Source organism: Ruegeria sp. EL01 (genome assembly GCF_900313035.1).
GTDB lineage: Bacteria > Pseudomonadota > Alphaproteobacteria > Rhodobacterales > Rhodobacteraceae > Ruegeria.
This window is the reverse complement of record NZ_OMPS01000001.1, coordinates 114556-133030: the sequence shown is the minus strand read 5'-3', so window position 1 is coordinate 133030 and position 18475 is coordinate 114556. Positions and strand designations below refer to the sequence as shown.

The following is an 18475-nucleotide window of genomic DNA, read 5'->3' as shown; positions in this document are numbered from 1 at the left end:
TAGGCAGGACCAATGCGTACCGTCTGTCACCTGATCAAAGTGGGTCAACCCGGGTACTGCCGCGCAGCAATTTCAATCAAGACAAGGCCAGGGTATGGAATCCACTCTGTTCGCGTTCATCTGGAAACATTCAAAGAAACAACAGCTTGTCCTGTTGTTTTTGACAGTCCTGTCGTTCCCGTTTCTCTATGCCTCGTTGGAACTGCCCAAGCAGATCATCAACGATGCGATCGGAGCGCCCGGTGATACCGTAGTGATCTGGGGCTTTACCGTGACCCAGGTGCAATACCTGTTGATCCTGTGTGTAGCCTTTTTGGCCACGGTGATCGTCAGCGGTTTGATGAAGATGCGCATCAACACGATGAAAGGCGTTCTGGCCGAACGTATGCTGCGGCGGTTGCGATTCACACTGATCCACCGCGCGATGCGCTTTCCAAAATCCTATTTCGCCACCACCAGCCAGGGTGAGCTGGTATCGATGATCACGTCCGAGGCCGAACCGATGGGCGGTCTGATGGGCGACGCGATCGCACAACCGGTGTTTCAGTTTGGCCAGATGATGACCATCGTGACATTTCTGTTCATGCAAAGTGTGTGGTTCGGTCTTGCCAGTATTGCGCTGATCCCGTTGCAAGCTTGGCTGATCCCCAAGCTGCAACGCCAGATCAACCTGTTGAACAAGGATCGCATTCAGGAAGTTCGCCAGCTGAGTTCGGAGATCGGAGAAAGCGCGGCTGGGATCAGTGACCTGCGCACCAATGGCGGGTGGCGCTATCGTTTGGCGCAGTTCAGCCATCGGTTGGGAACCTTGTTCGAGATCCGGTTCAAGATCTACAACAAGAAATTCTTCATGAAATTCCTCAACAACCTGATCACTCAGATGACGCCGTTCCTATTCTATTCGGTCGGCGGCTATCTGGCGATCACGGGTGAGGTGACAGTCGGTGCTCTGGTTGCTGCTCTGGGCGCCTACAAAGATCTGAGTGGGCCGTGGAAGGATTTGCTGACCTACTACAACCAGGTGCAGGACATGTCGTTGCGCTGGGAAATCGTGACTGAACGTTTTGACCCGGAAAACATGGTCCCCGAAGAACTTTTTGATGGCGAGCCCGAAACAATCCCACATCTGAATGGCGATATTGAGTTGCGGAATGTGACCGTGCGCGACAGCGATGGCAAAACCATATTGGAAGATCTGGATCTGATCATTCCCAAGGGCGCGCGCGTGGCAATCCAGTCCACACATGCCTCGGAACGCAACGCATTGGGTCAACTGCTGACGCGAGAGATTTTACCAGTTCAGGGCGACGTGTTCATGGCTGGTCATGATTTGCGGGGGCTACATCAATCGGTGATCGCTGGACGGATTGGATACGCCTATTCGCGACCATATCTGTTTGACGGAACGTTGGGTGATAATCTTATGATGCCGCTGCGCACCCATCCTCAGCACGAAACTGACGCGATAAGGACCCCGAGCCGCAGGCAGATCGAGGCTGTGCGCGCCGGCAACCCACCAGATTCGCTGTCCGATGAGTGGATTGATCCCGGATTGGCCGGGTTGGACGATATCGATGGGATCCGGGACTGGTGGTTCCAACTGGTCGAAGCGATGGGCATCGATGAGTTCATGTTCCGTCGCACGTTGCGCTCTCAGTTCGACCCCGACGTGCATCCCATACTCGCGCGTGAAATCATCACGCTGCGCGAGATTGTGGCGGAACGGTTGCGTGAGAAAGAACTGGATCGATACGTCTATCGCTTTGATCCGGAACAGTTTAATCCAGCCGTGCCGTTGGGTGGCAATCTTCTGTTTGCGGCGCCGTCACGGGATATCTCGCCAGATATTCTGGCCGGAGATGGCCGGTTTCTGTCGATGCTCAGCGCGCATGATCTGGCGGACGATGCCATGAGCATCTCTAACGCCGTTCTCGATACGCTGAGCCAAACATTTGGTCGGGACGGCACAGATCACCCGCTGTTTTTGCGCCTCGGCATGTCCAAGGACATGTACCACCGGTTGCTGGACATCGAAGATCGTCGCAAAGCCAAAGGCCACACGGATCTGAGTGATGATGAACGGGCACTGCTGTTGACCGTACCGTTCCTGCTGACAGCCGAGCAGATCGGTCCCGACTTCCCGGATGAATACAAGGACAAGATCCTTTCGATCCGAAAAGGGCAGGCAGAACGGTTGCGCGGGGCAATGAGCGGCATGTTTATCCCGGTGTCCCCGGACATCTATATCCCCCGCCTGTCGGTGATAGAAAATGCAATTTACGGCCGGATTTCGTTGATGGCCGGGGCACATGCGGACGACATCGAAGATGTCGTGGCCCAAGCTATGAACGAGGCAGGGCTGCGTCGTCGGGCCGCGGCAATCATTTATGATCTGCCGTCGGGACTGGGCGGAAACAACCTGCCGACGGTGTTTCAGGAACGCGTTGCATTTTCGCGGGCCGGGATAAAACGTCCGGATATCCTGATCTTGGATAAGGCTTTGGCCAGCCACGATTCCGAAAGCCGTTTGCGCACGCGACTGAAACTGCGCGAATTGCTGCCCGACTCGATCATGATCTTTATGGAAGATCACTTTGCGCACCCCGAAGCCTATGATTTGTTTGTCGAGATCAAGGACGGTCGCATCGATGGTGTCTCCAGAACCAAGCTCGAGCATGAAGAAGGGGCATCGGCCGATCTGAGCCGAAAGCTGGAGGTTATATCTGCGACCGAGTTATTCTCGGGTCTCGATGGTCGAAACCAGCGTTTGTTGGCCTTCTCTGCACAATGGTATGAAGCGGCTGCAGGGCAAGTGATATTCTCGCGAGGTCAAGGGCCGGACGCTGCCTATCTATGCATCTCGGGGCAGGCGAGATTGGATTGGTCCGATGAGAATGGCCAGAAAAGACCGATTTCCATCATCGAGCCAGGACGGCTGATCGGCGACCTGTCCATCATTACTGGTGAAGCCCGACAGTTGGATTTGGTAGCCGTCGATCAGTGTTTGTTCTTGCGGATTGGTGCAGAAGAGTTGCGCGCGGTGATCGAAAGCGATGCGTCGGTCGCAATGCAGTTGCTGCAGACTGTGGCCGGATATCTGACCATGTTGTCCGGCAGGATCAACGCGGCCAAAATTCCTTCGGATGTTTTCCCGGAGATCTCACAAGCGATCACGGCAGATGGCGAAGGTGGAAGTGTTGATTGATGCATCCTCGGCATATGCCGCCCATGAACAATTGGTAAAGGGTGCACGTTCTCGGCCCGAACTGTGGCGTCTTATTTTGGGCCTGGTGCTGATCGGCATTTTGGTCACGGCTCTGAACTTGGGATTGTTCGCAGTGGTCGCGGGGATGGCCCCGCATGATTGGACCATGGAGTTTCTGCAAGGTGCCTCGCCATTGGCCATGCTTGTTCTGCTTGGCAGCTTCGGGTTTATTACCTTCGGTGTTGCCGTTGTCGCCCGACGGTTACAGCACAGGTCGCTGCAGTCGATATTGGGTCAGTATCAGCTGGGTCTGCGGCAGTTTTGGCGGGTTTTGGGCGCGCTCCTGATTTTGGGCGTGATCATGGCCGCGCTTCCGCCTTATGGCGTGGGCGAGCCAATGGTGCAGAACCTTGACCTTTCTGCATGGTTGGTTCTGCTGCCGTTTTCGATCCTGGCAGTGCTGATTCAAACCAGTGCCGAAGAGGTGTTGTTTCGAGGCTATATCCAGCAATCTCTGGCCGCCAGATTTCGCTCACCGATCATCTGGATGGGACTGCCAGCCGTTTTGTTCGCCGCCGGTCACTACGCGCCTGCCGTGGCCGGAGACAACGCGATGTTAATTGCGGTGTGGTCTTGTATTTTTGGACTTCTGGCCTCAGACCTGACGGCAAGATCCGGCACGCTTGGTCCCGCTATTGCGTTGCATTTCTTCAACAACATCATCGCGCTTGTTTTTATTTCTTTGCCTGACAACCTTAGTGGGCTGTCGCTGTTTTTGTTGCCCTATGACATGTCGGATACCGGAATGCTGCGGCAATGGTTGTACGTGGATTTTGTGATGATGTTTGTTTGCTGGCTGACAGCGCGACTTGCCATCATGCGTTGATTGCAATTCCTGCCGTAGCGTCTTATTTGACGTCAACGCCGCATCAGCAAGGTTCCGACATGAACTGGATCACAAACTACGTCCGCCCCCGGATCAATTCGATCTTCTCGCGCCGCGAAGTGCCCGAAAACCTTTGGCACAAGTGCGATGAATGCGGAACAATGCTGTTTCACCGCGAGTTGGCGGAAAATCAGAATGTGTGCACGCAGTGCGATCATCACATGGCAATCACCCCGCGCGACCGTTTCAGTCACCTGTTTGACGGCGGTATTTTTACGGACGTCAACGTTCCTGCTCCCAAAGACGACCCACTGCAGTTTCGTGATCAGAAGAAATACCCGGATCGTATGAAAGCGGCCCAGAAAAAAACCGGCGAGAAAGAAGCAATGCTGGTCGCCACTGGCGAGATTGGCCGCACGCCTATCGTGGCCGCAGCGCAGGATTTTTCCTTTATGGGTGGTTCAATGGGCATGTATGTTGGCAACGCCATCATTGCCGCAGCCCAAGAGGCGGTGAAACTGCGTCGCCCTTTGATATTGTTTTCTGCGGCCGGTGGCGCACGCATGCAGGAAGGTATCCTAAGCCTGATGCAGATGCCACGTACTACGGTCGCCGTCGAGATGTTGAAAGAGGCAAACCTGCCCTACATCGTTGTGCTGACGCATCCGACCACCGGTGGTGTCACTGCCTCTTATGCGATGCTGGGTGATGTTCACATCTCGGAACCAAACGCATTGATCTGCTTTGCCGGACCGCGTGTGATCGAACAGACAATTCGCGAGAAGTTGCCCGAAGGGTTCCAGCGCGCCGAGTACCTGTTGGACCACGGCATGCTTGACCGGGTAACCAAACGGACCGAAATGCGGGAAGAGCTGATCACCATCATCCGCATGTTGATGGACCTGCCGCCAGCGGTCAAAGGGGACCTGCCCGCGCCAGACCCAGAAGAATCGGCTGAGGAAAACCCGACTGAGGACGCAGACAAGGAATGACCGCGCCCAAGTCCGACCTGATCCTTGACCGGATGATGGCACTGCACCCCAAGATTATCGACCTGACTCTGGATCGCGTCTGGCGCCTGTTAGCTGCGCTGGATAGTCCTCAAACCAAGCTGCCGCCGGTGATTCATATCGCTGGCACCAATGGCAAAGGCTCGACGCAGGCAATGATCAGGGCCGGTCTGGAAGGCGCGGGTCTGAGGGCCCATGCATATACCTCGCCACATCTGGCCCGCTTTCACGAACGCATTCGTTTGGCCGGGGATCTAATTTCCGAAGACGATCTGAGCGCAGTTCTGGACGAATGTTATGCGGCCAATGGTGGCGAAAACATCACCTATTTTGAGATCACGACCTGCGCTGCTTTGCTGGCCTTCGCCCGGTCACAGGCTGACTACACGCTGCTTGAAGTTGGGCTTGGGGGTCGTCTGGACGCGACCAATGTCATCGAGCGGCCCGCCGTGACGGTCATCACACCGGTCTCGATCGATCATGAGCAATTCCTTGGTAACACCTTGGGCAAGATCGCAGCGGAAAAAGCCGGAATCATCAAGCCTGGCGTGCCCTGCATCGTCGGTCCGCAACAGGAAGAAGCGCTGGAAGTCATTGAATACACAGCTGCACGACTTGGCGCTCAGCTGTTCGTTCATGGTCAACATTGGCATGTGCACGAAGAAAACGGGAGCTTGGTCTATCAGGATGAAACCGGTTTGCGCGACGTGCCCCTGCCCAACTTGTTGGGAACTCATCAGATTCAAAACGCGGGCGCGGCGCTGGCTGTATTGCGGCATCTGAAAATGGGCGATGCTGCTTACGAAGCGGCTGTAACCAAGGCCGAATGGCCCGCCCGCATGCAGCGTCTGAAGACCGGGCCGTTGGTGCAGATGGCGCCAGAGGCCGAGCTTTGGCTTGACGGTGGTCACAACGCCGCCGCCGGGATCGCTGTGGCGGATGTGCTGGCCAAACTGCCCAAACGCCCAACCCATATGATTTGTGGGATGCTCAACACCAAGGATGTGACAGGCTATCTGGCCCCTTTGGCCAAACAGGCCCAAAGCCTGACCGGCGTTTCAATCCCGGGCGAGACGAATACCCTAAGCGCCGAAGATACTGCGGTGGCGGCCGCCAAGGTCAACCTGCCCGCGTCCACTGCGGACAGTGTGGCTGGCGCGCTGAAAGGAATTGTCGGGCAGAATCCGCAGGCGCGCGTTTTGATCTGTGGGTCGCTCTATCTTGCCGGCAATGTCTTGCGCGAAAACGGCTAAATCTTCATCTGGCTATAAGTATCCCGGGGGAGCCGCCTATGGCGGCGGCGGCAGAGCCCCTATTTCCCCCAGCCCTGATCTTGCATCTCCCGCAGGCGTGAGGCGGTGCGTTCAAATTCAAACGTCCCTTCGCCTTCGACATACAGCATCTCAGGCTCAGCGGCGGCGGAACAGATCAGGCGTACTTTTCCTTCATAAAGCGCATCAATCAGGGTGACGAACCGTCTCGCCTCATTAAAATTGTTGCGTGATAGGCGAGGGATGTCCTCGAGCACCAGAACCTTCACCTCTTCAGCGATGGCCAGGTAATCGGCTGGCCCCAGCATACGTCCGCACAGATCATAGAACGAAGCGCGCGCCACACCATTGCGGAACTGGGGCAATTCAACAGCACGCCCCTTGACTTGCAGCACCAGCGGATCGGCTGGACCGCCCGCCAGATCCGTCCACACACCACGAATATTCTGCCGCGCCTCTGGTCCGATCGGAGTAAAATAGACCGGTGCGCCTTCCAATCGGTTTTGCCGATAATCGATTGGCGACACCAGTTCCCACACCTGAAGTTGTTCCTTGATATGAGCGATGAATGGCAGGAACAGCTGCCGGTTCAGCCCGTCCTTGTATAGATGGTCCGGGTGGCGGTTGGATGTTGTGACAACCACCACGCCATCCTTGTGCAACATATCGAACAAGCGCCCGACAATCATCGCGTCGGTGATATCGGTGATTTGCATCTCATCGAAAGCCAGCAAGCGCACGGATTTCACCACGCCCTGCGCCACGGGTGCCAGGGCGTCCTCGACCCCGTCCTGCCGCGCCTTGTGCATTCCGGCATGGATTTCCTGCATAAACGCATGGAAATGAACGCGTCTTGCCGGAATGTCTGTCAAATTGTCGACGAACATATCCATCAACATGGATTTCCCGCGCCCAACACCGCCCCACAGATACAACCCTTTGGGTGCGGGCGGAGCTTTGCGAAACAAGCCACGTTTGACCGGTTCAGCCAATGCCTTTCGGATACGTTCGAAATGCGGCAGAACGGCCTCCTGCGCGTCATCACGGGTCAAGGACCCGTCGGCGATGAGGGCCTCGTAAAGCGAAATCAGATCCGTCATGAGTCTGAGCCTTACCGTTCGGCTTGCCACTTGAAAAGCAACCAAATTTCAAGAGGCATCAAAATTGCTTATTAGTGACCGCAAATCTGCTGATTTGACGCCTTCACCAAAAACAGTAGTTTCCAATACACGAATACCATGGGGGCCCGATGCCGCAATCCGTTCGCCTGCTGAATCCAATCCTGATCGTTGCTTGCATCATCATCACGGTGAACTTCGCTGTACGTGGCTCATTCGGTGTGTTCCAGATCCCGATTGCGGAAGAATTCGGCTGGCTGCGGACTGATTTCTCGATGGCCATAGCGATCCAGAACCTGGCTTGGGGGATTGGACAGCCGATCTTTGCCGCGATCGCCGAAAAGGTGGGTGATCGCCGCGCGATCGTTCTGGGTGCGTTGGTCTACGCCGCTGGCATGGTGCTGTCGGCGTGGTCTGTTACGCCGTTTGAACACCAGATGTATGCCTGGCTTGTCGGGTTTGGTATCGCCGGAACCGGGTTTGGTGTGGTCCTGGCCGTTGTAGGTCGGGCGTCGTCTGACGAAAACAGATCCATGTCGCTTGCCATTGTCACAGCAGCCGGCAGCTTTGGTCAGGTTCTCGGCGCTCCGATAGCAGAATGGTTGCTGACGTTCCTGCCTTGGCAACAGGTCTTCATCGTGTTTGCCATTGCGGTTCTGGCACTCGTCCTGACACTGCCGTTCATGCGCGCACCGCAGCCGATGAGCAAGGTTGAGCAGGAAGAAAGCATGGCCCGAATTCTGGGCAAGGCACTTCGAGACCCGTCTTATGCGCTTATCTTCCTGGGGTTCTTCAGTTGCGGGTATCAGCTGGGCTTTATCACGGCGCATTTTCCGGCCTTCGTGACCGAGATGTGTGGCCCAATCCAGCCGGGGGGTGTTCTGCATTCGATCGGTATCACATCCACATCCGCCTTGGGTGCAGTCTCGATTTCTTTGATCGGTTTGGCCAATATTGGCGGCACTTTACTGGCCGGTTGGGCAGGAAATCGTTTTCCAAAGAAATACTTGTTGGCCGCAGTTTACACAGGACGAACGATTGCAGCAGCGTTGTTCATCGTATTTCCGATCACGCCGCTTTCAGTGATCGCTTTCTCGCTGGTGATGGGGTCGCTGTGGTTGGCAACCGTTCCTCTGACATCTGGTCTGGTCGCGCATCTCTATGGTCTGCGATATATGGGAACGCTGTACGGCATCATCTTCTTTAGCCATCAGGTTGGCAGTTTTCTGGGCGTCTGGTTGGGCGGTCGCATGTATGACCAATACGGCGACTACACCACGGTATGGTGGATCGGCGTCGCAATCGGCGCCTTCAGTGCAATAATCCACCTGCCGATCCGCGAAAACCGCAGGGCAACGGCAGCGGCGGTCTGAGCCGCTGCAGCTGGTCAACCTGCCCGGTCGGGAAACAGCGCCGCCAGTCCCTCGGCTGAGGCGCCGCATACGCCGCGTTCGGTGATCAGGCCCGTCACAAGCCGGTTGGGGGTGACGTCAAAAGCCGGATTGCCGCCTTCGGTCCCGTTGGGCGCAACGCGCACATCTTCGACACTTCCCTGATCGTCAACGCCCATGACATGTGTCACCTCGCGCTGATCGCGTTCCTCGATCGGGATTTCGGCCACGCCGTCCCGCACAGTCCAGTCGATTGTCGGCGAGGGCAGGGCAACGTAAAATGGTACCCCGTTGTCGCGGGCCGCAAGCGCTTTCAGATAGGTGCCGATTTTGTTGCACACGTCCCCCTGCGCGGTGGTTCTGTCGGTGCCGGTGATCACCGCATCAACCAGCCCATGCTGCATCAAATGCCCGCCTGCATTGTCCACGATGTAGCGATGTGGAATGCCATGTTCGCCCAGCTCCCATGAGGTCAGTGCCCCCTGATTGCGGGGACGTGTTTCATCGACCCAGATGTGGACTGGAATACCTGCCTCATGCGCGTGATACATCGGGCTGGTTGCCGTGCCCCAATCCACTGTTGCCAGCCAGCCCGCGTTGCAGTGGGTCAGCAGGCGGACCGGTTCGCCCTCGGGCTTGCGCGCGGCAATCTCCTTGATCAACTCTAAACCGTGGCGGCCAATCGATGCGTTGATCTCGACATCTTCATCGGCGATGTCCTGTGCCAGGGCCCAGGCCCGATCAGCTCGGTCACTGACGGTCAGGGGCATCAGTGCCGCACGGCACCTGTCCAGTGCCCATCTGAGGTTGATCGCCGTGGGTCGTGTGGCGTGCAGGACATCGTAAGCGGCGTCAAAGGCGGCGTCCGAGCTGTCGCGTGACATTTGTTCGGCTATTGCAAACGCAGCGGTCGCCCCGATCAAAGGCGCGCCTCTGACCCACATGTCGCGGATCGCCGTCGCGAATTCGTCGAGGGATTTCAGGGTCACTATTCGAAACTGATACGGTAGCCACCGCTGGTCGATTATCCGAACCTCATCGGCCGTCTTGTCCCACCAGATCGATCGGTAGTGATCGTTTTTTACCTTCATAATCTGCGCTCCGTGCTCAAAATCGCTCTGCACGAGTGTTGAGGTTGCCGCGATCAGACACAAGCGAAAGTCGCCACCATTCCGGTATGTGATGACTTTTGCAGGGTCGCTACTGGCGCTGCGAGGCCCGCAATTCCCGCTCGAGCGTGTCCAGAAAGCGGGACCGATCGGCCTTGCCAAAGGGTTTGCCGCCGCCGCCCGCGCCCAGAGGATTGGCCGCGCGCAAGTCGGCCATAAGGTCCCGCATCGCCAGCTGCTGGCCAATATTCGCCTGTGTGAACGCCTCACCAGTCGGGCGCAGGACACGCGCACCAGCCTCAACGCATTTCGCCGCCAGCGGGATGTCGGATGTGACCACGACATCACCCGGACCGCAACGGTCCGCGATCCACTTATCCGCCTCATCCGCGCCTTCCGCGACAATGACGACTTGAACCAGCGGATTGGCCGAAGGCCGCAACCCACCATTTGAGACCAGCACCATTGGCACCTTGTGCCTTGTGGCGACCCGTTCGGCCTCGGCCTTTACGGGGCAGGCATCTCCGTCGATGTAGAGCGTGGTCACGCCTTTTTGGCCTCTTTCTTGGCGGGCTCATCGGTCTTTTTGCGCACTTTGAATTCTTCGGGGATCGGCATGCGGTTGAACGCATCCAACCCGGCGATTTTGTACGCTTCTGCCAAGGTCGGATAGTTGAAAGTGTTCTGCACGAAGTAGTCCACCGTACCCTTGAGGTTCAGCACCGCCTGAGCAATGTGGATCAACTCGGTTGCACCTTCGCCCACGATCTGCACACCCAGAACCCGTCGGGTTTTCAGTGAGAACAGCATTTTCAGCATGCCATGTTCCAACCCCATGATATGCCCGCGCGAGGTTTCGCGGAATCGCGCCACGCCTACTTCGTAGGGGATGCCACGCTCTTGCAGCTCTTCTTCAGACATACCGCACGTGGAAATCTCGGGCACCGAATAGATGCCATAAGGGTACCATGGGCTTTCCGGCAATGTCGGGGTGTCCAGCGCATGGCAAGCCGCTACACGACCCTGCTGCAACGATGTTGACGCAAGCGACGGGTGCCCGATGACATCGCCAGTCGCATAGATATGCGGCACCGTTGTCTGATAGGTCTTGCGATCCACACTGATCCGGTTGCGGTGATCGGTTTCCAGCCCAACCGAGTCCAAATTCAAGGCTGATGTGGCCCCCATGCGACCGGCTGCAAACAACAGCATTTCGCCCCGCACGTGCCGCCCGTTGTCCAATGTAACTTCGACATGACTGCCTGCATCTTCGATCTTTTCCACTGCTGAACCCAGTCTCAGATCTACGCCGTTTTCACGGATTTGGTGGGTGAAGTCGTGGATCAACCGGCTGTCGATGAAATCGAGGAAGGTATCGCGCGGCTCGATCAAGGTGACCCGCACGTCCAGGGCCGAGAACATGGTGGCGTATTCAACGCCGATCACCCCGGCTCCGATCACCACGAGTGAGCGGGGGATTTCCGCCATTTCCAGAAAAGTGTCGCCGTCAACAATGGTCTTGCCGTTGAACGGCACGTAGTCCGGTCGATAGGTCTTCGTGCCGGTGGCAATCAGAAATTTGGCCGCTGTCAGGCACGTCGATTCACCTGCGTCTGTTGCGACCTCAACCTCATGCGGGCCAACGAATTTCGCGAAGCCATTCAAGGTTTCGACGTGGTTTCGGTTGAACTGATGCTCTAACACATCGACCTCGTGATCGAGCGTCATGTGCAGCCGCGCCTTCAGATCTTCGGCGCGGATCTGGTCCTTGACCCGGTAAGAACGGCCGTAAAAACTGCGCTCGCGCCAACCCGACAGGTTCAGAACAGTTTCGCGTAACGTTTTAGACGGGATCGTGCCCGTGTGGACTGAAACGCCCCCCAACCGGTCCTGGCGATCAATGACCAGAACACGACGTTGCAGCTTGCCAGCCTGAATTGCCGCAGCTCGCCCCGAAGGGCCGGATCCGATGATGATCAGGTCATAGTCGTACTTGCTCATCTTCTAGTCCCCGTATAGCGCCTCGGCATGGAAGGTGATGTGGTCCTCCATGAACGTGGACACAAAGAAATACGAATGATCGTAGCCCGGTTGCAGACGATAGATCGCTTGCTGGCGGCGTTCGGCAATCGCGCTGGCCAGCGCTTCGGGACGCAACAGGTCGATAAACTGGTCGTTGGCGCCCGTGTCGATCAGGATCGGGCCATCAAAACCCGTCTGTTTCATCATCACAGACGCGTCGTGTTTGGCCCAAAGCGCCTCATCCCCGCCTAGGTATGCGCTTAGTTGCTTGCGCCCCCAATCGGCGCCAGTGGGGTTGGAGATCGGCGCAAAGGCCGAGACTGAACGGAACCGTCTCGGCAGATTCATGGCCAGCGTCAGCGCGCCGTGACCTCCCATGGAATGCCCGGTGATCGCCTGACGATCGCTGTCAATCGCGAAGTTTTCGGCCAGTAGGGCGGGCAGTTCCTCGGCAACATAATCCCACATGTTATAATGCGGCGCCCAGGGTCCCTGAGTTGCGTTGACGTAGAACCCGGCGCCCTGACCCAGGTCATAATCGTCGTGGTCGGCAACGCCTTCGCCACGCGGGGATGTATCTGGGAAAACCACGGCTATTCCCTGCTCAGCCGCCCAGGCCTGCGCCCCTGCTTTGGTCATGGCGTTTTCATGGGTGCAGGTCAGCCCTGACAAATACCAAAGGATTGGAACCGGCCCATCCTTGGCCTCGACCGGCAGAAACAGGCCAAAGGTCATATCGCACTGGCAGGTAGATGAGGCATGGCGGTATACGCCCTGCACACCACCGAAACAGGCATTTTCCGATAGGGTTTCCATCAGGCATCGTCCTTACATTAGTGTCGCGACATGGCTAACGATCCAACGTCGTCGCGTAAAGTCCGCGCGTCTTGGGCGGCGGGCTTTTTTCGCAATGGTGTCGATCAGGGTGTTCCAACCCAGGCGATAACCAGCGGGATTGTCAAAATGCTGGCGATGGTCGACAGCAATATCGCCGCTGATGCGCGATGCGGCGCGACCCCGTAATGCGCCGCCAGCATGTAGACATTACCTGCTACAGGCAACGCCGCGGCCGCGATGACAACCGTTGCCGGAAAGGGATCGATAGGGATCAGCCAGATCAGAACAACAGCGACGCATATCGGGTGGATAGCCAGTTTGCAAAAACTGAGCCAGGCGGCGACCTGAACTCGTTCTGCTGATTTTCCGGCAAGCGAGGCCCCGATCGCAAACAAAGCGCCGGGTGTCGCTGCGCCGCCAAGGATGGTCAGAAAGTTGTTCAGAGGTCCCGGAACCGGCACCTGCAATGCAGACCAGAGAAGACCTGCGGAAATTGATACGATCATAGGATTTTTGAGCAGACCCAGTCCAATCAGCCGAAAAGTGGCAGGTGTCAGCTTTCCATCCCGGCCGCCATTGATCAGGATGACGATCAGTGAAGAAAAAACTACCAGATCCACTGTCAGCACCAGCATGACTGGCCCGATCGCGGCCTCGGTCAACAAAAGCGCCAGCATGGGCAGGCCCAGAAATCCGACATTTCCAATGGCCGCACATTGCGCCTCGACAGCGGCCGTGGGAATGTCGAGGCCGCGTATCCAGGCCACGAAACTTGCCAGGGCGTAAACCGCCGCGGTCCCGATCAGGTATCCGAGCATCAACCTCCCATTGAATATCTCTGCAAAGGGCAGGGTGGATGCAAAACGGAACAGCATTGCTGAGAGGGCAAAGTAGAAAACGAACTTGGTGAGGTATGCTGTGGCTTCGGCGGTAAAAAACCGGGTTCTACCAGCCCAATATCCCAGGCCGATGATCGCAAAGAACGGAAGTGTGCGCAAAAAGATATCGACCATGTGAAACGTCCTAACATGGATTGCGCTTGGCGCAACCGCTGCGGCCGGGATGTGTTATATATTTGGCGGGCTTAGTGCGCAGCTGCGATATTGGGCCACCAAAATTATGAACTCTGCGTGAGCCGCCTGAATTCCGCTGAGAATCGTTGTGTCTGAACTGATCGGTTTATAAACTCGATCCATCCAAATTCTAAGGAGATGACATGACCCAGACCGCCGCCATCCTGCGCACCGGCCGAAAATTCGACCAGGTTTTGCGCGGGGCCCGAGAGGTTTTTATGGCGGATGGGTTCGAAGGTGCAAGCGTGGATGACATCGCGCGTGCGGCGGGTGTCTCCAAAGCGACCCTTTACAGCTATTTCCCTGACAAACGCTTGTTGTTCATGGAAGTTGCACAAACCGAATGTAATCGCATGGCCGACCGGGTCATCTCGATGATCGACGAAACCAAACCAGCGCGCGAGGTTTTGACGATTGCGGCGACACAATTGACCAGTTTTCTGGTGTCCGATTTTGCCCAGCAGGTGTTTCGTATCTGCGTTGCGGAACGCGACAGATTCCCGGAATTGGGACGAGCGTTTTATGAGGCGGGTCCTCAGAACGGCCAGCGTCAGATGGCAGAATATCTGGAAAAAGCCGTCGCCAAGGGAGAATTGGCGGTCGAGGATGTGCATATAGCGGCGGAACAATTCTCGGAACTTTGCAAAGTTCGGATTTGGACGCGCGCCGCCTTTGGAATCCAGAACAGCTTTTCTGAAGCTGAGATCGGTGAGGTCGCGTTGCAAGCCGTCGACATGTTTATGGCGCGCTACGGGGTTTGAGATTGCCGGGCTGCACGTGGCTGGCGAGCACAGCGATTTTCTAGTTGAAACGCACGGCGATCTGATCATTTTGTCCTGACAAACCGACCTAATAGATGCTTTCGATCCCGAACAGTGTTTGGTCTTACGGGTAAGGACACGCGCAATGACAGCCGAAATTCGTAACGAAGGTATGCGCATTGGCGGGAAAGTTGTTTTTACTGAAGACACTATTCCTGTGCATTACCCCTACACCAATGAAGTGATTGGCACCGTTCCGGCAGGCCAGTCTGACCATGCGAGACAGGCGTTTGAAATTGCCGCCAACTACACTCCGGGCTTGACACGTTTTGAGCGCAGTCAGATTCTGCAGCGGGCGGGCGTGTTGATCAGCGAGAGGCGTGGGTATCTGGCCAAATGGCTGACGTTAGAGCTGGGCATCTGCCACCAACATGCCATTTATGAGACAAAGCGCGCGCAGGATGTTTTCCAGTTTGCCGCCTCGCAGGCGCTTATTGACGATGGGCAGGTTTATTCCTGTGATCTGACCCAAAACGGCAAGGCCCGGAAAATCTTCACCAAACGCGAACCGGTTAAGGCCATAAGTGCCATTACCCCATTCAATCACCCATTGAACATGGTCAGCCACAAGATCGCGCCGTCGATTGCCACCAACAATTGTATGGTTTGCAAGCCGACCGAGTTGACGCCTCTGACGGCACTGACACTGGCCGATATCCTGTACGAAGCCGGTTTGCCACCCGAGATGTTTCAAGTGGTGACAGGTTGGCCAGACGATATTGGCGACGAGATGATTACGAATGACCATATCGAAGTCATCACTTTCACCGGCGGTGTCCCGGTCGGGAAGATGATTGCCGCGAAAGCAGGGTACAAACGGCAGGCCTTAGAGCTGGGTGGAAACGATCCGTTGATCGTGTTGAATGATCTTGATGACGCTGAGTTGGAAAAGGCGGCCACCATTGCCGTGGCGGGCGCGACTGGCAACTCGGGTCAGCGCTGTACCGCGATCAAACGTGTTTTGGTTCAGGAAAGTGTCGCTGACAGGTTTGTGCCGATGGTCTTGGACAGAGCCAAAGCTATCCGTTTTGGTGATCCGCAAGACCCCGAAACTCAGCTGGGCTGCGTGATCAGCGCTGAAACCGCCCAGCTGTTCGATAAGCGCGTAACGGATGCGGCAGAACGGGGCGCTGAAGTTCTGTACCATCCCGGTCGTCGTGGTGCGCTGTTGCCCCCGATTGTCGTCGACAATGTACCTCATGACAGCGAACTGGTCATGGAAGAAACCTTTGGTCCCATAATTCCGATTGTCCGAGTCCCCGATGATGATCAGGCTGTGATGGTAATCTCAAACGCGACAGTATTTGGTTTGTCATCCGGCGTCTGCACCAACGATCTGAACCGCGCGATTGCTTTTATCAATGGTCTGGGCGTCGGCACCTGCAACATTTGGGAACAACCCGGATACCGCACAGAGATGTCTCCGTTCGGTGGCATAAAGGACAGCGGCAATGGTGTTAAGGAAGGCGTCACCGAGGCGATGAAGTTCTTCACCAACGTTAAAACCTACTCACTTCCCTGGCCAGAGTGAGGCGCCGGGCCCGCCCGATCAAGCGCTGTGACGTTGAAGCCGTTTCGGCAAAAATCAATACGTTGTGCGCATTTGAAAACCCTGATGAAAGGTCATGCGTACAAACGTTACGGGATCGCTTCGGAACCAAGTTGTGCGTTCCAACTGAAATAACGGCGTTCCCGATGGAATAGACAAAAACTCTTGCAGCTGCCCGGTGGCCGGGACAGCAGAAAATGAGATCTCGGCATTTGAGAAGGGAACTTCGGCCAACAACCATTCATTTGGGCCAACGGTCAGAAAATCCTCATCCACAACATGTGGAACTGCGCTGACATTGATCCAGCGTTCTTCGAACTGAAACGGGCGGTTGTCGGCGTGATGCATGCATTGCAGGTGCATCACCTGAGCCCCTTCAGGGATGCCGAGCTTTGCCTGCAACCAGGCCGGGCAGTCAATCAACGTGCGGCTTACAAGAGCGTAACGGTATTGCGCGTTCATATCTTCGATTGTTTGACGCACAACCGTGATGGGTAGTTTGGCCTGTTTCACCGGCGTCGTAACAACCCGGGTCCCGCCTTTGCGTTTGCGGGTCACAATACCCTGCTCGGCCAACTCGCGTAGCGCCCGGTTTACCGTAGCTCTGGCACAGCCAAATTCGGCGGCCAGTTCCAACTCGGTCGGGAGTAGGCTGCCCTGCGGCCACACCCGTGTCTGGATGCGCTCGATGACTTCGTCACGGATATCCTGGAATCCGATACTCTTTGGCTCTGTCACGTGTGGCTCTTAGTTTTAATGATAGTCATATTCTGAATATGTCGGGAAACGGAACATGTGCAAAGGATTGATTGCCCCATCTATAGATTGGCCATCAGATTGGTCATCGCTGCCCTGTATCGGGTAACGATCCGATCGCGGTCAACATGGCGACCCTGTTTGACGCGATGGCGACCAGCCGACCATAGATCCGTTACCACATGATCCTTTGCGGCAAAGACTAAGCCATCCAGAAGTTGTTCCGGCTTCAGGCAACACAGGGCTTGATCCTGGCTGTCGAGGGCCACCAAATCAGCCAGCATGCCTTCGGCGATCTGCCCTGCAGACCGGCCCAATGCCTGTGCGCCGCCAGTAGCGGCGGCGCAATAGACCGAGTGCCCAACAGATCCTTCGCCGCGTACCAGCACGTTTCGCGACAGATCCCGCAACCGTTGCGAATACTCGAGCGTGCGCAATTCTTCAGTCAATGAGATCAAGACATTTGAATCAGACCCAATACCAAACGCGCCGCCCGACTGAATATAGCTTGCACCATTAAAGGGGCCGTCCCCAAGGTTTGCTTCGGTGATCGGACACAAACCAGCCACCGCACCACTGGCGGCCAAGTCTTGGGTTTCACTCTCGGTCATGTGGGTGGCGTGGATAAGACACCACTGCGTATTGACGGGGGCATTGTTCAACAGCCATTCGACAGGGCGCGCGCCGAGGCCAGCTTCGATCTCCTCAACTTCCTTGGGTTGTTCGGCAATATGGATATGGACGGGCCCCACTGAATGGGTCTGTAGAACAGCGGCAAGATCGCGCGGTGAAGTGGCGCGTAAGGAGTGGGGTGCGATCCCGACCCGGCAATCCGTGGGCAAGGATGAGAGAGCATCTTTGGCTTGCTCGACCAACGCACAAAAGCGGCTGACATCATTGCCAAAGCGTTTCTGGCCAACTTCCAATGGTTTCTCGCCAACACCTGAATAGGTGTAAAGAACCGGCAAATGGGTCAGGCCAATCCCGGTCTCGGCTGCGGCAGCCATGATGCGGTCCGACAACTCTCCCAATCGGTCATAGGGTGTGCCGTTGGGTTGGTGGTGGAGGTAGTGAAACTCTCCGGCCGATGCAAAACCCGCCTCTTGCATTTCCATGTAGACCAGTGCCGCAATCGCCTGAATCTGATCCGGGTTCAGTTGGGCGGTGAACCGATACATCAACTCTCGCCAGGTCCAGAAACTGTCGCGCCCGGCCATGCGATGTTCCGTCATCCCGGCCATTGCCCGTTGAAAGGCGTGGCTATGCAGGTTGGCCATCGCCGGGAGCAACGTGTCCACCGTGGTATCGCCGGTTCGTGCCACGCTGTCTTCTTGCAGGGACGAAATCTGCCCGGACTCAATCTCCAGCCGTAGGTTGGTCACCCAGCCCGTGTCCAGCAGGGCGTGCTTTGCAAAGATGGCAGACAT

The 18475-nt window shown here is 56.4% G+C and carries 15 protein-coding genes; 7 read left to right on the top strand and 8 right to left on the bottom strand.

Translation table 11 applies throughout. The annotated features are described in order from the left end of the window. Positions 1-94: 94 nt before the first annotated feature. From D9K61_RS00550 to D9K61_RS00535, 4 genes are read left to right on the top strand one after another with little or no spacing between them, the layout of a single operon-like run. Positions 95-3205: an ABC transporter transmembrane domain-containing protein gene (locus D9K61_RS00550; protein ID WP_120631319.1), complete on the top strand. Its 3111-nt coding sequence runs from the start codon at positions 95-97 to the stop codon at positions 3203-3205. Further along, entirely contained in the window at positions 3180-4091 is a 912-nt protein-coding gene (locus D9K61_RS00545; protein ID WP_120631318.1) for a CPBP family intramembrane glutamic endopeptidase, read from the top strand. The genes D9K61_RS00550 and D9K61_RS00545 overlap by 26 nt, the downstream gene beginning before the upstream one ends. A gap of 59 nt (positions 4092-4150) precedes the next feature. Beyond that, on the top strand, positions 4151-5083 hold the full coding sequence (gene accD, locus D9K61_RS00540; protein WP_120631317.1) for an acetyl-CoA carboxylase, carboxyltransferase subunit beta: 933 nt from the start codon (positions 4151-4153) through the stop codon (positions 5081-5083). Further along, entirely contained in the window at positions 5080-6354 is a 1275-nt protein-coding gene (locus D9K61_RS00535) for a folylpolyglutamate synthase/dihydrofolate synthase family protein (RefSeq protein WP_120631316.1), read from the top strand. Before accD ends, D9K61_RS00535 begins: the two co-directional genes overlap by 4 nt. A 59-nt stretch (positions 6355-6413) precedes the next feature. On the opposite strand, the gene zapE is transcribed toward D9K61_RS00535, so the two are convergent. Next, a complete protein-coding gene (gene zapE / locus D9K61_RS00530) occupies positions 6414-7472 on the bottom strand; it encodes a cell division protein ZapE (protein ID WP_120631315.1) in 1059 nt (352 codons plus the stop codon). 149 nt (positions 7473-7621) lie between these two features. Here zapE and D9K61_RS00525 point away from each other — a divergent pair, with 149 nt between their 5' ends. Then, complete coding sequence (locus D9K61_RS00525; protein WP_120631314.1) at positions 7622-8863, top strand: MFS transporter; 1242 nt, start codon at positions 7622-7624, stop codon at positions 8861-8863. Between the two features lie 14 nt (positions 8864-8877). Here D9K61_RS00525 and mtnA read toward each other — a convergent pair whose 3' ends face one another. The 5 genes from mtnA to D9K61_RS00500 form a co-directional block, all read right to left on the bottom strand. Beyond that, positions 8878-9972: an S-methyl-5-thioribose-1-phosphate isomerase gene (mtnA, locus tag D9K61_RS00520; RefSeq protein ID WP_120631313.1), complete on the bottom strand. Its 1095-nt coding sequence runs from the start codon at positions 9970-9972 to the stop codon at positions 8878-8880. A 109-nt stretch (positions 9973-10081) separates the two neighbouring features. Further along, positions 10082-10537 carry a YaiI/YqxD family protein gene (locus D9K61_RS00515; protein ID WP_120631312.1) on the bottom strand — a complete coding sequence of 152 codons (456 nt, stop codon included), beginning with the start codon at positions 10535-10537 and terminating at the stop codon, positions 10082-10084. Then, positions 10534-11991 (bottom strand): Si-specific NAD(P)(+) transhydrogenase, encoded by a 1458-nt coding sequence (gene sthA, locus D9K61_RS00510; protein WP_120631311.1) that lies wholly within the window; start codon positions 11989-11991, stop codon positions 10534-10536. Before sthA ends, D9K61_RS00515 begins: the two co-directional genes overlap by 4 nt. A 3-nt stretch (positions 11992-11994) precedes the next feature. Beyond that, a complete protein-coding gene (gene fghA, locus D9K61_RS00505; RefSeq protein WP_120631310.1) occupies positions 11995-12828 on the bottom strand; it encodes an S-formylglutathione hydrolase in 834 nt (277 codons plus the stop codon). Between the two features lie 104 nt (positions 12829-12932). Next, on the bottom strand, positions 12933-13862 hold the full coding sequence (locus D9K61_RS00500) for an AEC family transporter (protein ID WP_120631309.1): 930 nt from the start codon (positions 13860-13862) through the stop codon (positions 12933-12935). Positions 13863-14065: 203 nt separating this feature from the next. Between D9K61_RS00500 and D9K61_RS00495 the strand changes: the two genes are divergently transcribed. Together D9K61_RS00495 and phnY are read left to right on the top strand one after the other, a co-directional pair. Continuing rightward, positions 14066-14683 (top strand): TetR/AcrR family transcriptional regulator, encoded by a 618-nt coding sequence (locus D9K61_RS00495; RefSeq protein WP_120631308.1) that lies wholly within the window; start codon positions 14066-14068, stop codon positions 14681-14683. Positions 14684-14828: 145 nt separating this feature from the next. After that, entirely contained in the window at positions 14829-16274 is a 1446-nt protein-coding gene (gene phnY, locus D9K61_RS00490; RefSeq protein ID WP_120631307.1) for a phosphonoacetaldehyde dehydrogenase, read from the top strand. A gap of 54 nt (positions 16275-16328) precedes the next feature. Here phnY and D9K61_RS00485 read toward each other — a convergent pair whose 3' ends face one another. Together D9K61_RS00485 and D9K61_RS00480 are read right to left on the bottom strand one after the other, a co-directional pair. Continuing rightward, positions 16329-17030 (bottom strand): GntR family transcriptional regulator, encoded by a 702-nt coding sequence (locus D9K61_RS00485; RefSeq protein WP_120631306.1) that lies wholly within the window; start codon positions 17028-17030, stop codon positions 16329-16331. 80 nt (positions 17031-17110) lie between these two features. Then, entirely contained in the window at positions 17111-18475 is a 1365-nt protein-coding gene (locus tag D9K61_RS00480) for a formimidoylglutamate deiminase (RefSeq protein ID WP_120631305.1), read from the bottom strand.